This is a genomic window from Streptomyces malaysiensis subsp. malaysiensis, from assembly GCF_040653035.1.
GTDB classification, from domain to species: domain Bacteria; phylum Actinomycetota; class Actinomycetes; order Streptomycetales; family Streptomycetaceae; genus Streptomyces; species Streptomyces malaysiensis.
In genome coordinates this window covers 1-15,938 of record NZ_JBEZNG010000051.1, presented here as the reverse complement: position 1 = coordinate 15,938, position 15,938 = coordinate 1, and the positions used below count along the sequence as shown (strand labels likewise).

Annotated in this window: 6 protein-coding genes and 1 pseudogene; 1 reads left to right on the top strand and 6 read right to left on the bottom strand. The window is 71.7% G+C overall.

From position 1 onward, the window contains the following. Positions 1–76: 76 nt before the first annotated feature. A complete protein-coding gene (locus tag AB0E24_RS46130; RefSeq protein ID WP_435865396.1) occupies positions 77–919 on the bottom strand; it encodes an ATP-binding cassette domain-containing protein in 843 nt (280 codons plus the stop codon). A gap of 219 nt (positions 920–1,138) precedes the next feature. Next, positions 1,139–1,750, bottom strand: a pseudogene (locus tag AB0E24_RS46125) (ATP-binding cassette domain-containing protein); the annotation flags it as partial. 452 nt (positions 1,751–2,202) lie between these two features. Here AB0E24_RS46125 and AB0E24_RS44730 point away from each other — a divergent pair. Then, entirely contained in the window at positions 2,203–2,910 is a 708-nt protein-coding gene (locus tag AB0E24_RS44730) for a hypothetical protein (protein WP_359385670.1), read from the top strand. 74 nt (positions 2,911–2,984) lie between these two features. On the opposite strand, the gene AB0E24_RS44725 is transcribed toward AB0E24_RS44730, so the two are convergent. From AB0E24_RS44725 to AB0E24_RS44710, 4 genes are all read right to left on the bottom strand, one after another. Next, positions 2,985–3,686, bottom strand: coding sequence for an alpha/beta fold hydrolase (locus AB0E24_RS44725; RefSeq protein ID WP_359385668.1), 702 nt, complete (start codon positions 3,684–3,686; stop codon positions 2,985–2,987). Positions 3,687–3,819: 133 nt separating this feature from the next. Beyond that, positions 3,820–4,662, bottom strand: a complete 843-nt coding sequence (locus AB0E24_RS44720) for an aldo/keto reductase (protein ID WP_359385666.1) — start codon at positions 4,660–4,662, stop codon at positions 3,820–3,822. 209 nt (positions 4,663–4,871) lie between these two features. Further along, the gene (locus tag AB0E24_RS44715) at positions 4,872–5,720 is read right to left on the bottom strand and encodes an SAM-dependent methyltransferase (protein ID WP_351375712.1); all 849 of its coding nucleotides are present in this window, start codon (positions 5,718–5,720) and stop codon (positions 4,872–4,874) included. A 123-nt stretch (positions 5,721–5,843) separates the two neighbouring features. Next, on the bottom strand, positions 5,844–15,938 hold a 10,095-nt coding region (locus AB0E24_RS44710), incomplete at its 5' end, for an SDR family NAD(P)-dependent oxidoreductase (RefSeq protein WP_359385663.1).

The window sequence follows — 15,938 nt, the reverse complement described above, 5'->3', positions numbered from 1 at the left end:
CGCGAATTTACGTATACGGGCCGGAGAAGCGGGGCGGACCGGCGGGCGGCCACACGGCCGCCCGCCCCAGCGCGTTTCAGTCACTCACCTCGACCACGGGCGACTCCTCGAGCAGATCCCGGACCTCGTCGGCCGCGACCTCCCACAACTCCTCGCCGACCAGCAGCCACCGGGTGATGCCGATCGACTCCAGGAACGGCAGATCGTGGCTGGCGACCACGAGCGCGCCCTGGTAGGAGTCCAGCGCGCTGGTCAGCTGCCGCACACTGGCCAGGTCGAGGTTGTTGGTCGGCTCGTCGAGCATCAGCAGCTGCGGGGCCGGTGCGGCGAGCATGGTCGCCGCGAGGGCGGCCCGGAAGCGTTCGCCACCCGAGAGGGTGCCCGCCGGCTGCTCGGCACGCGCCCCCTTGAACAGGAAGCGCGCGAGCTGGGAGCGGATCTGGTTGTCGCTGACCCCGGGCGCCCGGCGCGCGACGTTCGCCGCCACGCTCAGCTCGTCGTCCAGCACATCCAGCCGCTGGGGCAGGAACCGCAGCGGCACATACGTCCTGGCCTCCCCGGACACCGGGCTGAGCTGACCGGTGAGGGTGCGCAGCAGGGTGGTCTTGCCCGCTCCGTTGCGCCCGACCAGCGCGATGCGTTCGGGCCCGTGCACATGGAGGGTGGCATCGCGCAGGGCGCCGTACCGGGGGCGCAGTTCACTCAGGCTGAGCACGGTGCGGCCCGCGGGCACGGCGGTGTGCGGCAGGCTCACCCGGATCTCGGCGTCGTCGCGGACCGCCTCCGCGGCCTCCTCACGCCGCTCACGCGCCTCGTGGAGGCGGTCCTCGTGCAGATCCTTGAGCTTGCCGGCCGACTCCTGCGCGGACCGCTTGCGGGCACCGGCGACGATCCTCGGCGCCCGCCGCTCGATGTCCATCTTCTTGCTGTGCCGCTGACGGCGGGCCAGTTTGATCTGGGTTTCCTCCAGTTCGCGCTTTTGCCGCCGCACATCCGCCTCGGCGGCCCGCAGCATCCGCGCGGCCGCCTCCTGCTGGGTGGCCAGCGCCTCCTGGTAGGCGGACCAGCCGCCGCCGTACCAGGTCACCGACCCGGACCGCAGATCGGCGATGCGGTCCACCCGCTCCAGCAGCTCACGGTCGTGGCTGACCACGACCAGCACACCGGAGCGCCAGGAGTCGACGGCGTCGTAGAGCCGGCGCCGCGCGAACACGTCGAGGTTGTTGGTGGGTTCGTCGAGCAGCAGGACGTCGGGCCGCTCCAAGAGCAGGGCGGCCAGCCGCAGCAGTACGGTCTCGCCGCCGGACAGATGGCCGACGGTGCGGTCCAGTTCGACACCGCCGAGCCCGAGCGAACCCAACGTCGCCACGGCCCGCTCCTCGACGTCCCAGTCGTCGCCGACCGTCTCGAAGTGGGCCTCGTCGATGTCTCCGGCCTCGATGGCGCGCAGCGCGGCGCGCCGCTCGGCGATGCCCAGGGCCTGGTCGACGCGGAGGGTGGTGTCAAGCGTGATGTTCTGCGGAAGGTAGGCGAGGCTGCCGCCGACGGTCACCGACCCCTCGGCGGGGCGCAGCCGGCCGGCGATCAGCCGCAGCAGGGTGGACTTGCCACTGCCATTGGTGCCGACGAGGCCGGTGCGGCCCCGCCCGATGGCCAGCGACAGGCCGTCGAAGACCGGCGTGCCGTCGGCCCACTGGAAGGACACGGCCGAGCAGGTCACGGAGGCGCCGGGGGTGGGGGATGCTGCCATGGTGATCTCGCATTCGTAAGCGCTGTGAACAAGGGGCTACGTATGCGAGCACCACGCGGCGACCAAGCCGGGGAATGGGGTGCGGTCCTCCGAAGGGCGAGGGACGGCTTATGCACCGAGGTCGCATCCACGCGGGTCACGGGCGGCAGAAGGGCCGACTACGGCGTGACGGGCTACGGCTTGTGCCGTACCGCGCGATGATCGCGAACCTCAGATACGCAACGTCCACCTCTATCGGAGACAACAGGACCCCGGCAGTCTACCCCAGCCGTGGAGTCTGATGTCGTACGCACGGCCGGGCGGGGGCTCGCCCCGCCACCTTCCTGCCAACCTTTCCCACGCCCCCGCTCCCGCGCACGACCGCCGTTACGATCACCCGCGTGACCTGGCGGCGCATCCGCACCGAGGCGCGCCGCACCTTTCGGACCGCATCGGATCAAAGGACGTGAGAAGTGAACAGCCGGTTGAGCGTCGCGGCCGTGTCGGCCGTCTCCCTGGTGGCACTCATGGGTGGTACGACGGTGGCGACGGCGCAGGAGTCCGACCCGGTGCCGAAGTCCTGTGACGGTGTCCGGCTGACCGGCGAGCTCCCCGCCCCTGCGCCCGGCCAGGCCGTTTCGGGGCAGATCACCATAGGCCCCGACTGCGAGCCGGAGCTGGGCTCCGTACGGCGCGGCCCGGCATCGGACCGCCCGGCGCGCACCGCCGCCACAGCCACCACCACGGCCACCACCACGGCCACCACGGCCGCCGCCACCGCCGCGGGCCATCAGCTGCGTGGCTGGAACGAGATGTACGACTGCTGCAACATCCGGATGACGGGCCTGTACACCGCCTCCTCGTGGGACACGGCGGACGGCCGCGTCACCACGGCCGGCACCACGGCCACCCAGGAGTGGAACCGCGAGCCGTGGGACGCCGGTTGGTCGCTCACCTCGCAGACCGCGAAGGACGACTGCGCCACGGACTGCGCGGAGGTCAACTCCGAGGCACACGCCGACTTCGCGTATCAGGGCGTCTTCGATCCGACGGGCGACTGGTACGACAACACCCACCACTCCTACGTCCAGTTGAAGGCCGACGGGACGGCGAGCTGCCGCTTCGATGTGGAGCTGCGGCACACCTTCGTGGGCTGGAACTGGCGGTACGGCTGCGAGTGACGGCACCGGCGGCACGGTGGCACACGGCGTGGCCTGCGCCGGGTGCCACCACCCGCGTCAGACGGGGTGCGGTATCACGATGCCCCGGCGCACTGGAGCAGTATCCGGGCCAGCCCACCCGGCTGGGAGAACATCGGCCAGTGGCCCGTGTCCATCTCGACCAGCCGCCAGCGCTCGCTCTTCAGCAGCTCGGCCACATCGTCCGTCGGCTCGGCACCGTCGAGCAAACACTTGATGTAGGTGGCCGGAAGCTCGCCGAGCGGGCGCGCCAGGACGGCCGGCTCGGACAGCGTGGCGCCCGGATGCGGCGTGGAACCGGCCACGATCCGCGCGATCTGCTCGTCGGTGAGCCCCTGGCCCCCGTAGTCGGCCGCGGTCAGGGGTGCCCAGCAGCCGTCGTTGGCGGCCATCGACGCCTCCACCATGGCCCGGCCGCTGGGCCAGGCCGACAGGAACGACCCACCGTCCGCCGGAACGTTGGAGTCCACGAACACCACATGGGCCAGCCGGTCACCGATGTGCTCGGCGGCCTGGCCGACCGGGATGCCCGAATAGCTGTGCCCCACCAGGACCACATCGCGCAGATCGAGGCGCTCGATCTCGCCGACGATGTCCTGGACGTGGGTCTGCTGCCCGGCCGGCACACCCTGCTTCCCGGCGAGCCCGGACAGCGTGAGGGCATGCGCGCCGTGTCCGGCCGCCCGCAGCTCCGGCACCACCTCGTCCCATGCCCACGACCCCAGCCAGGCACCCGCCACCAGTACGAATTGCGTCATGTCGGCAAGGTAGCGCGGGGGTCCGACAACGGACCGCCGGGAGCCGCCGAGGACCTCGCTCAAAGGATCTCGATGACCTCGGGTCCAAAGGACATCGAGACCCCGGGATCACAGGACATCGAGGAGCACGGGCTCACAGGATGTCGAGGGGCACGGGTCCCGTGGGCGGCGGAAAGGCGCGGTCCAGCGCGTCCAGGTCCTCCGGGGTCAGCTCGAGATCCAGCGCGGCGCGGTTCTGCTCGACATGTCCGACCCGCCCGGCCTTGGGGATCGCCTGCACCCCCTGCCTGAGCACCCACGCCAGCGCCACCTGCTCGGGCGTCGCGTCATGCGCCCGTGCGACCTCCCGCAGCGCCGCGGCGCGCGGCAGCCGTCCCTGCTCGATGGGCGAATAGGCCATGAGGGGGATGCCGCGCCGTTGGCACCAGGGCATGAGGTCGTGCTCGATACCGCGCCTGGTGAGGTTGTAGAGCACCTGGTTGACGGCGACCCCGTCGCCACCGGGGATGGAGACGAGATCCGTCATATCGGAGGCGTCGAAGTTGCTCACACCCCAGTGGCGGATCTTGCCGCTGTCGGCCAGTTCGGCGAAGGCTTCGAGGGTCTCCTCCAGCGGGATCCGCCCGCGCCAGTGCAGCAGATACAGATCGATCCGGTCGGTGCCGAGCCGCCGCAGGCTGCCCTCGCAGGCCGCGATGGTGCCACTGCGGTCGGCGTGGCTCGGGAGCACCTTACTGACCAGAAAGACGTCGTCACGGCGGTCGGCGATCGCCTCCGCGACGAGTTCCTCGGAGGCGCCGCTGCCGTACATCTCGGCGGTGTCCACGAGGGTCATCCCGAGGTCGAGTCCACGCCGCAGCGCCGCGATCTCGTCGGCGCGGCGCCGGGGGTCGTCACCGATGTGCCAGGTGCCCTGGCCGAGCAGCGGGATCCGCTCGCCCGAGGGCAGCGGAACGGTGTCCGGTGCGGTGGTCATCTTCCCCGCCTCCCTGGTTCTCCGGCTGCCTCCAACGGTAGGCGACGCCGCGCCGTGCAACGTGCGCACCGCGTGGTGCGGGTGAGTGAGGCCGGGGCTGGAGGCGCTCAGTGCGCCGAGGGGCGGGCCGTAACACCGGCTCGTAATACCGGCCCGCCCCTCGGGGAACTCCTGAAGCGAGCCGGAAAATACCGATTCGCGGGGAGAAATTACGCGGTCTCGGGCCGCCGCGCGGTGGCGATCAGATAACCCAGCTCGGGCATTTCCATGTTCTCGCCCTCGGCGGGCTTCAGCTTCTTGAAGACCTCCGGATCGACCTTCGACGCCAGCTGCTCCATGTTCTGGGCCATGGCCTCGCCGAGCCGCCTGACCGACTGCTTGGTGGTGCTTTCGCTGACGTCGAGCAGCTCCGTACAGCGCAGCCCGGCGTCGCGCAGCATCGCCGGGTATGTCTCGAAAGAGGCGGGCGGCTGAGTGAGATACCGCTGGAGAATGTTTTCGATGACCGGCCGCCGCTCCTCGGATATCGCCTCGCGCTCATAGTTGTCGGTGAGCGCCAGCCTGCCGCCCGGCCGCAGGACGCGGGCGGCCTCCGCGAGCGCCGCCGTCCGGTCGGGCATCTGCATCACGGATTCCAGCATCCAGACGGCGTCGAACGAGGCGTCGTCGAAGGGCAGGTCCATCGCGTCGCCGTACTGGAAGGTGACCTTGCCGCTCACCCCGGCGGCCTCGGCCAGCTCATTGGCCTTCTCGACCTGCTTACGGCTGACGCTGACGCCCACCACCTCGGCACCCGTCGTCCGCGCGAGCCTGATCGCGGGGCCGCCGAAGCCGCAGCCGATGTCCAGGACCCGGGAGCCGGCGCCGATGCGCAGCCGCTCGACCATCATGTCAGTGAGCCGGTCGGCGGCTTCCTCCAGATTGGTGGTGTCCTCCTGGCTGTTCCAGTAGCCCACATGGATGTTCGGACCGTAGAGCGAGGCGTCGAACATGCCCACCAGCTGGTCGTAGAACTCGCCGACCCGCTCGCCGACCGCGCTGACATTGGATGACGTCATGATGTTTCCTCCCGCAGTAATGGAAAGGTCTTCGGCGACATCAGAAATCCGCGAGCGCCTTCCCCGTTTTTTCTTCCGCGCTTCGAATGAACGCGAGCCTATCAGGATGTCAGGCCATGCGAATCACACATTCTCCGCAAGCCAGTTGAGAACCGTTTCGGCCGCCACGCTGGCGAAATCCTCCATCATGGTGAAGTGGTCGCCGGGAACGTCGATACGAGTCAGTGCGGCACCCCATGCCGATTCCTCGTCGGCCCCCTCTCCGGACCCCGGAAAGGATTCCTCCGCTTTCACCGTCAGAATGGGCGCGTCAATCGGTGTGGGCGCCCAGTCGGAGAAAAGGCGCAGATAGCCGCCCATGGCGGTCAGCCTGCCCTCGTCCACCACACCGAACATCTTTTCCCGGTCGAACATCTTGCCGGACAGATTGGTCTGGATCCACGGCAACGCCTCACTGCGCGGCAGATAGGTGTCCAGCAGGACGACCGCGGAGGGCGCGCTGCCACGTGCCTCCAGCCACCCGGCGACCGCCTGGGCGATCCAGCCGCCCGACGAGCGCCCGACGAGCACGAACGGCTTCTCCCCGGCACAGCGCAGCGCCGCCTCCGCCTGCATCTCCACGACCGCGTCGACGCTCGCCGGAAGCAGCTCCCCCTTGCCGAAGCCGGGCTCGGGCAGCACGGAGACATCGCGTCGGCCCCGGAACCCGGCGGCGAACCTGGCGTACTCACGGGGCCCCGAGATGGCGACCAGCGAGGGGAAACACACCAGGCCCGGCGCCGTGGCGCCCTTGGAGAGCCGCACCAGCTTGGGCGCGGTGGTCACCTCCGCGGCCGTCTGGAACGACGGGCGCAGCCGGGCCGCGGCCATGAGCAACTGGGTGCCCGCCACGTACTGTTCATCGGCGCACGCCTGCCGGTACAGCTCCTCGATCGTCGAGCCCGCCCCGGCCGCCCTGGCGGCACCGGCGGCCGGTGCGGAGACCGGTTGCGCCGCGCCGATGGCCGGAGCCCCGGCCTGGGGCGCGGACTCGGGCGCGCCGGGGGCCAGTTGGGCCCGCAGATAGGCGGCGAGCGCCGCGGGTGTGCCGTGGTCGAAGAGCAGCGTGGCGGGCAGGTTGAGACCGGTGGCGAGGTTGAGCCGGTTACGGATCTCCACCGCGGTGAGCGAGGTGATGCCCAGCTCCAGGAAGGCGTGTCCGTCCTCCACCAGGTCCGGTGAGTCATGGCCGAGCACGGTGGCGGCATGGGTGCGCACCAGCTCGGTCAGAACCTGGGTCTGCTCCCGGCCGGACAGCCCGTGCAGCCGCTGCCCGATCGGCTCCACTCCCCCGTCGCCGGTGGCGGAGCCGGAGGCGGCGTTGTGGGCCGTCCGGCGGGCCGGGACCCGCACCAGGCCACGCAGCAGATGCGGGACGCCGAGAGAGGCGGCCTGCACCCGCAGGGCCGCGATGTCGAGCCGCATCGGCACCAGGAGGGGATCCGTGTCGGTGGCGGTCCGGGGGTGCCCGCTGCCACTCACATCAGTGCCCTCACCCGCGCCGGGGCCTCCGGCCCAGGCGTGCCACGCCCGCGCCGTCGCCACGTCGAAGAGCGCGAGGCCCTCCTCGGACGACAGCGCGGCCACTCCCGCCCGGTTGAGCCGCTCGACATCGCTGTCGTCCATGTGTCCCGTCATGGCGCTGCGTTCCGCCCACAGCCCCCAGGCCAGCGAGACCGCCGGCAGCCCCCGCGCCCTGCGCCGCCGCGCCAGCGCGTCCAGGAACGCGTTGGCCGCCGCGTAGTTGGCCTGGCCGCTGCCACCGAACACGCCCGCCGCCGAGGAGAACAGCACGAACGCGGACAGCGGCAGGTGCTCCGTCAGCTCGTGGAGGTTGACGGCGGCGTCGGCCTTGGGCCGCAGCACCGTGTCGACGCGCTCCGGGGTCAGCGACCCGATCACCCCGTCGTCGAGCACACCGGCCGCGTGCACCACGCCGGTCAGCGGATGTTCGGCCGGTACGGTGGCCAGCAGCCGTGCCAGCGCGGCGCGGTCGGCCGTGTCGCAGGCGGCCAGGGACACCGAGGCCCCCGACGCGGTCAGCTCGTCCACCAGCTCTGCGGCGCCGGTGGCCTCGCGGCCCCGGCGGCTGGTCAGCAGCAGATGGCGTACGCCGTGCTCGGCCACCAGGTGACGGGCGACCAGTGAGCCCAGCACACCCGTAGCGCCGGTGATGAGGACCGTTCCCTCCGGGTCCCACAGCGGCGTGGCGGTGGCCCCACCGTCCCGTTCCCCGGCCGAGGTGGGCGCGGTCGCGCGGGCCGCGGGGACGCGTGCGAGCCGTGGCACCAGCACCCCACCGCCGCGCACCGCCATCTGCGGTTCGTCACCCGACAGGGCCTGCGGCAGGGCGGCGAACGACGCCTCCTGGTCGTCCAGGTCGAGCAGCAGGAAGCGGTCGGGGTTCTCCGACTGCGCCGACCTCACCAGTCCCCACACCGAGGCGCAGGCTGGATCGGCGAGCGATTCCCCTGGCCGGACACCAACCGCCCCACGGGTGACCAGCACCAGCCGGGACCGTCCGAACCGCCCATCGGCCAGCCACGACTGCACCAGCGCGAGCGCCCGGTGGGCCGCGACACGGACGGTCTCGGCGGACGGCGCGAGCACCACCGGGGAGGAAAGGGAGGCGAACACCAGATCCGGCGCCGTTCGCCCAGCCTCGATGGCCTCTCCCAGCGCGGACAGATCCGCGTATGTCTCGGCCAGGGCGCCCGCCGTGCCCGCCGACTTCAGCGCCGCCGACAGCCCCGTGTCGCCCTCGGCGAGCACGGCCCAGCGGCCGGGAGCCCCGGACGACGGCGACGCCGTCGCGGGCGCCGTCCACTCCACGCGGAACAGCGACTCATGGAAAGCGCCGTGTGCCGCACCGAGCTGGTCCCGGGCGACCGCGCGGGTGACGAGCGAATCCACCGAGGCCACGGGCCGTCCCGCTTCATCGAGCGCGGTCAGGGACACCGCGTCCGGCCCGGCCGGGGACAGCCGCACCCGCAGCGCGGACGCGCCCGTGGCATGCAGCGCGACTCCACTCCAGACGAAGGGAAGCCGGACCCGTCCGGTGCCGGATCCCTCATCCCGACCGGCGTTGCCATCAGGCTTGGGGAGGCGGACGAAACCGCCGAACGCCATCGCGTGCAACGCGGCGTCCAGCAGGGCCGGGTGGAGGCCGAAGCGCCCGGCGTCCTGCCCTGCCTCCTCCGCCAGGCGGACCTCGGCGAAGACCTCGTCGCCCTTGCGCCAGACGGCGCGCAGCCCCTGGAAGGACGGCCCGTAGCCCAGTCCGGTGCGTGCGAACCGTTCGTAGAGCCCGGCGACATCCACCGCCTCCGCACCGGCCGGTGGCCATGCCACCGACTCCAGCTCCGGCTCGGTGGCGCGGTCGGCCGAGGTGCCGTCGCTGCCGAGCACACCGGTGGCATGCTGTGTCCAGGGGCCATCCTCCGTCTGCGCGTACACACCGACCGAGCGCCGCCCCGTCTCGTCGGGACCGCCGACCGCGACCTGTAGCCGGACCGTGCCCTGCTCGGGCAGCACCAGCGGGGCCCCGAGGGTCAGCTCGTCCACCCGGTCGCAGCCGACCGCGTCACCGGCCCGCATCAGCAGCTCCACGAAGGCCGTCCCCGGCAGCAGCGTGACATCCGCCACCGCGTGGTCGGCGAGCCAGGGATGGGTACGGAGCGACAACCGCCCGGTGAGCAGGAACCCATCGGAGTCGGGCAGCGGCACGGCGGCCCCCAGCAGCGGATGCCCGGCCGAGTCCAGCCCCACCGATGACACGTCGCCGGCGACCTCGACGGCCTCGGACTCCAGCCAGAAGTGCGTGCGCTGGAAGGCATACGTCGGCAGATCCACCCGCTCCGCACCCGTTCCGGCGAACACCCCCGCCCAGTCGACGGACGCGCCGCCGACGTACGCCTCGGCCAGGGACGTCAGGAACCGCTCCAGCCCGCCTTCATCACGGCGCAGCGAACCGACAGCGGTGACGCGGGTGCCGTGGTCCTCGGCCGTTTGCTCCACACCCATCGTCAGCACCGGATGGGCGCTGGCCTCGACGAACACCTGGAAACCGTCAGTCAGCAGGGCGCGTACGGTCTCTTCGAAGCGCACCGTCTGACGCAGATTGCGGTACCAGTACCCGGCGTCCAGTTCCTGGGTGTCCAGCACACCCGCCGTGACCGTGGAGTAGAACGGCACCGATGAGGCCCGAGGCGCGATATCCGCCAGCTCCCGCAGCAACTCCTCCTCGATCTCCTCCACATGGGCGCAGTGCGAGGCGTAATCCACGGGGACGCGACGTGCCCGGGTCCCATCGCCCTCGCATACGGCCAGCAGCTCATCCAACGCGTCCGCGTCACCGGAAACCACGACCACCGAGGGCCCGTTCACCGCCGCCACCGACAGCCGCTCGCCCCATCGAGCCAGCCGCTCCCGTACCACCTCCACGGGCAGCGACACCGACACCATGCCGCCACGACCCGAAAGTGCCCGCAGCGCCTTGCTCCGCAACGCCACCACCTTCGCGGCGTCCTCCAGTGACAACGCACCCGCCACACACGCCGCCGCGATCTCACCCTGCGAATGACCAATGACGGCAGCAGGCTCGACACCGTACGAACGCCACAGCTCCGCCAACGACACCATCACCGCGAACAGAGCGGGCTGCACCACATCCACCCGCTCCAACACGGCCGCAGCACCCTCACCACCCCGCAACACATCCCCGAGCGACCACTCCACAAACGGCGCCAACGCCGCCGCACACTCACCCACCCGCTCCGCGAACACCGGCGAAGACTCCAACAAGCCCGCCGCCATCCCCACCCACTGCGACCCCTGACCGGGGAAGACAAAGGCCGCACGGGCGTCGGAGCCGACCACTGCCCCCCGTACCACGCCCGTCGCCTCGCGGCCCTCGGCCAGCGCGGTCAGGCCCTTGACGAGCGCGGTACGGTCGGCGCCCAGCACCACCGCCCGCCGATCGAACGCCGCGCGCGTGGTGACCAGCGACAGACCGATGTCCGCCGTCGCCGGGCCGGTGTCCCCGGCCACCAGTGCGAGCAGTCGCGCCGCCTGCCCCCGCACCCCGGCGTCGGACTTCGCCGAGAGCACCCACGGCACCATGGCGAGGGGCAACCGCGCGTCCCCCTCGGGGGTTTCATCGTCGGCCCCGGCCACGGGCGCCTGTTCGAGGATGATGTGCGCGTTGGTGCCGCTGAGGCCGAAGGACGAGACACCCGCCCGGCGTGGGCGGCCGGTCTCGGGCCATGGCCTGGCCTCGGTGAGCAGCTCGACGGCTCCCGCCGTCCAGTCGATGTGTGACGACGGTTCGTCGACGCCCAGCGTCTGTGGCAGCAGACCGTGTCGCATGGCGAGCACCATCTTCATGATGCCCGCGACACCGGCCGCGGCCTGGGTGTGCCCGATGTTGGACTTGATCGAGCCGAGCCACAGGGGCTGGTCGTCGGTGTGTTCACGGCCGTACGTGGCCAACAGCGCCTGCGCCTCGATGGGGTCGCCGAGCGTCGTACCCGTACCGTGTGCCTCGACCGCGTCCACCTCGCCCGCCGACAGCCGCGCGTTCGCCAGCGCGGCGCGGATCACCCGCTGCTGGGACGGCCCGTTGGGCGCGGTGAGACCGTTGCTCGCACCGTCCTGGTTGACGGCGGAGCCACGTACCACCGCAAGGATCCGGTGACCGTTGCGGCGTGCGTCCGACAGCCGCTCCAGCAGCAGCATGCCCACGCCCTCGCCCCAGCCGGTGCCGTCCGCGGCCGCCGCGAACGCCTTGCACCGGCCGTCCGGCGCAAGACCCCGCTGACGGCTGAACTCCACGAACGTAGCGGGGGTGGACATCACCGCCACTCCGCCCGCCAGCGCCAGGGAGCATTCGCCCTGCCGCAGCGCCTGCGCCGCGAGGTGCAGCGCCACCAGCGATGACGAGCAGGCGGTGTCGATGGTCACGGCCGGGCCTTCGAGACCGAAGGTGTAGGCGACCCGGCCCGATGCGATGCTTCCGGACCCACCCGTGGCCAGGTAGCCCTCGGCGCCCTCGGGGACGCTCCGGAGCTGGGATCCGTAGTCGTGGTACATCAAACCAGCGAAGACACCGGTCGCGCTGCCCCGGAGGGTCGTCGCATCGATTCCGGCCCGTTCGAACGCCTCCCATGACGTCTCCAGCAGCAGCCGCTGCTGCGGGTCCATCGCCAGGGCCTCGCGTGGCGAGATGCCGAAGAACGCCGGGTCGAACTCGCCGGCGGTGTGCAGGAAGCCGCCCTCACGCGCATAGCTCTTGCCGTCCGCCTCCGGGTCGGGGTCGTACAGCCCCGCCACATCCCAGCCACGGTTGGCAGGAAAGCCGGAAATGGCGTCATCGCCCGCCGCGAGCAGCCGCCACAGCTCCTCCGGGGACCGGGCGCCGCCCGGGAAACGGCAGGCCATGCCGACAATCGCCACCAGGTCGCTGTCGGTCGTCAGGTCGTGGCCGGTATCCGCCTTGCCGGTGGGCAGGGTGGGCTGGGCAGTACGTACGCCGTCGTCCCCGCAGGTCAGCTCCAGGTGGAGATGGTGGGCGAGGGCGGTCGGCGTCGGATAGTCGAACACCAGCGTGGCCGTGAGACGCAGTCCGGTGGCCGTACCCAGCCGGTTGCGCAGCTCCACCGCCGTCAGCGAATCGAAACCGAAGTCCTTGAAGGCGCGGCCCGGCTCCACCGCGGCCGCCCCACCGTGCCCGAGCACAGTGGCCACGCACCGCCGCACCAGGTCGAGCACCAGGCGTTCGCCGTCCTCCGACGACGCCATGGCGAGTCGCTCCCGCAGGTCACCCGCGGCACCGGTGCCATCCGCCGCGGCCCGGCGCACGATGGGCCGCACCAACTCCCGCATGATGTGCGGCACTTCGCCCTCCGTGCCGCGCGCCTTGGCCGGGTCCAGCCGCATCGGGACGACCACGGGCAGTTCCCCGGCACATCCCGCGTCGAACAGGGCCAGGCCCTCCTCCGGCGACAGACCGTCCACTCCGGCCCGGCCCATGCGCCGCAGATCCGCCTCGGCCAGCCCTCCGGCCATTCCGCCGCGCTCGTCCCACAATCCCCACGCGAGCGACAGGCCGGGCAGGCCCGAGGCCCGGCGGCGCCGTATCAGCGCGTCGAGGAGGGCGTTGGCGGCCGCGTAGTTGGCCTGCCCGGCCGTGCCGAAGGTTCCGGCGGCCGAGGAGAACACCACGAACGCCGACAGGTCCATCGCCTCGGTCAGCTCGTGCAACGCGATGGCCGCGTCCACCTTCGGGCGCAGCACCGCGTCCATGCGCTCAGGCGTCAGCGATGCGATGACACCGTCGTCGAGCACCCCGGCCGTGTGGACCACTCCGCGCAGCGGATGTGTTTCGGGGACGCCCTTCACCACGGCGGCCAGCGCGTCCCGGTCGGCCACGTCGCAGGCGGCCCAGCCGACCGAGGCACCCGCCGCCACCAACTCCGCCTCCAGCTCGCGGGCGCCGGGGGCATCCACGCCCCGACGGCTCACCAGCAGCAGATGGCGTACGCCGCGCTCGGCCACGAGATGACGGGCGACCAGCCCGCCCAGTGTGCCGGTGGCACCGGTCACCAGGACCGTGCCGTCCGCGTCCCACACCGCCGAAGCCATCGCGGCCTCGGCGGTCGGGGTGGTCGGGGCGGGCGAGGTGGTCGGGGTGGTCCCGGTGGTCGGGATGGATCCGGCGGTCGAGATGGATCCGGCGGTCCGCACCCGGCCCAGACGAGGCGCCAGCAGTCGCCCGTCGCGCACCGCCACCTGGGGTTCGCCACTCGCCACCGCGGCGGACAGCAGGGAGAGGGTCTCAGAGGTCAGCGGACGACGCCCGGACTCCCCCGATTCCTGCTCCCGACCGTCCAGATCGACGTCCATGTAGACATCCAGGTCAACGTCCAGGTCGGCATCCAAGTCGACCAAGACGAACCGGCCGGGGTGCTCGGTCTGCGCGGTCCGTATCAGTCCCCATACGGCGGCGGCCGCGAGATCCACCGCGATCCCGTCGTTCTGGCGCTCCTCGCCGTCCTCGACGGTCACCGCGCCATGCGTCGCGATCACCAGTCGCGAACCGGCGAACCGCTCCTCGGCCAGCCACCCTTGGACCAGCCCCAGCGCCCGATGGATCACGCCTCGTATCTCATCGCCCCCGGTCGGCTGACCGCCCTCGACGGTGGGTACGGATGGGACCACACACACCACCGCCGGAGGCACGGACCCTTCGGAGCCGATTGACTCACGCAACGCCGCCATGTCGTGCCAGTCGGCACCGTCCAGCGTCGCCACCTCGGCCGCGGCGCCGTTCACCTGCGCCTCGGCGCCCGGCAGAACGCTCCAGTTCAGCTGGAAGAGGGACTGGTGTACCGCACCGCGCGCCGCGTTGATCTGCTCAGGGGAGACGGGGCGCGTCGCCAGCGAGTCCACCGTGGCCACCGGGGCACCGGTCCCGTCCCTCACCTCCATCGACAGCGCCATGCCGTCGGTCCCCGTCGGGCTGAGGCGTACGCGCAGCGTGGCGGCGCCCGCCGCGTACACCGACACTCCGCTCCACGAGAACGGCAGCCGGATCTCCTCCGGTGCATCGGTGGCCTCGGACGTGCCGGTCGCCGCCGCGGCGCCCACAGCGTGGAGGGCGGCATCCAACAAGGCCGGGTGCAGGCCGAAACGGCGCGGCTCCTGCTCCGTTTCGTCGGACGGCGCGACCTCGGCGAACACCTCGGTTCCGCGCCGCCACACGCCACGCAGCCCCTGGAACACCGGCCCGTACCGCAATCCCGTTTCGGCGAGCCGCTCGTAGTGCCCCTCCAGCGCCACGGGTTCGGCGTTCTTCGGCGGCCATACGGGGTCGGGAACGGCCGCGTGGGTGGAGACGGCCGGCTCGGGGATGACGCTGCCCGTCGCATGCCGAAGCCACGGCCCTTCCCCACCGTCCTCGCGCGAGTGCACGGTCAGCGCCCGGCGCCCCGAGTCATCGGCGTCCGAGACCGTCACCCGCACCTGGACGCCACCGTGCTCGGGGAGGATCAGTGGTGCCTCGAGCGTCAGCTCCTCCAGCCGGGCGCATCCGACGCGGCCACCCGCGTGCAGCGCCAGCTCGACGAACGCCGTCCCCGGCAGCATCACCGCCCCCAGCACCTCATGGTCGGCCAGCCAGGCGTGCGTACGCGCGGACAGCCTGCCGGTGAACAGGCAGCCGTCGGAGTCGGGCAGCGTCACCGCGGCACCGAGCAACGGATGCTCCGCGGACCCCAGCCCCGCCGAGGCCACATCCGCCATCGCCGCGGCCGGCTCCAGCCAGTACCGCTCCCGCTGGAAGGCATACGTCGGCAGCTCAACGGGACGGGGGCGCGCCGGTGCGAGCAAGGCGGCCCAGTCCACGGAGCGCCCCTGGACATGGATCCGAGCCAGCGCTTCGAGCAGCGAGGCGGCCTCGTCACGACCGGTGCGCAGGGCCGGGGCGAAGACGGCGTCGGGAGCGCACTCCTGGCCCATCCCGGACAGCACTCCGTCCGGGCCCAGCTCCAGATGGGTCGTGACGCCCTGGTCCACCAGGCTCCGCACCCCATCGGCGAACCGCACGGTCTCGCGGACATGCCGCACCCAGTACTCGGCGGAGCACAGCGCCTCGACGTCAGCGACCTGGCCCGTCACATTCGACACGACGGGGATACGCGGTGGCGCGTACGACAGCCCCTCGGCCACCTGCCGGAACTCCGCCAGCATCGGTTCCATCAAGGGTGAATGGAAGGCGTGCGAAACGCGCAGCCGCTTGGTCTTGACGCCCTCGGCCTCCAGCAGCCCGGCAACCTCGGACACGGCCGCCTCGGCACCGGAGATCACGGTCGAGCGGGGCCCATTGACCGCCGCCACACTCACCTCGGCCTCACGACCGGCCAGCAGCGGGAGCACATCAAGCTCGGCGGCCTGCACCGACACCATCACCCCACCCGACGGCAACGCCTGCATCAACCGCCCACGAGCCGACACCAACACACACGCGTCGTCAAGCGACAGCACACCCGCCGCATGCGCCGCCACCAGCTCACCAATCGAATGCCCCGCTACGAAATCCGGCCGCACACCCCACGACTCCACCAACCGGAACAGCGCCACCTCCACCGCGAACAACCCACACTGCGTAAACGCCGTCTCGTC

Bases quoted from the DNA above. Each gene is read 5' to 3' on its own strand.
- AB0E24_RS44725 (WP_359385668.1), bottom strand. From the start codon at position 3,686: ATGACGCAATTCGTACTGGTGGCGGGTGCCTGGCTGGGGTCGTGGGCA.
- AB0E24_RS44720 (WP_359385666.1), bottom strand. From the start codon at position 4,662: ATGACCACCGCACCGGACACCGTTCCGCTGCCCTCGGGCGAGCGGATC.
- AB0E24_RS44715 (WP_351375712.1), bottom strand. From the start codon at position 5,720: ATGACGTCATCCAATGTCAGCGCGGTCGGCGAGCGGGTCGGCGAGTTC.
- AB0E24_RS46130 (WP_435865396.1), bottom strand. From the start codon at position 919: ATGGACATCGAGCGGCGGGCGCCGAGGATCGTCGCCGGTGCCCGCAAG.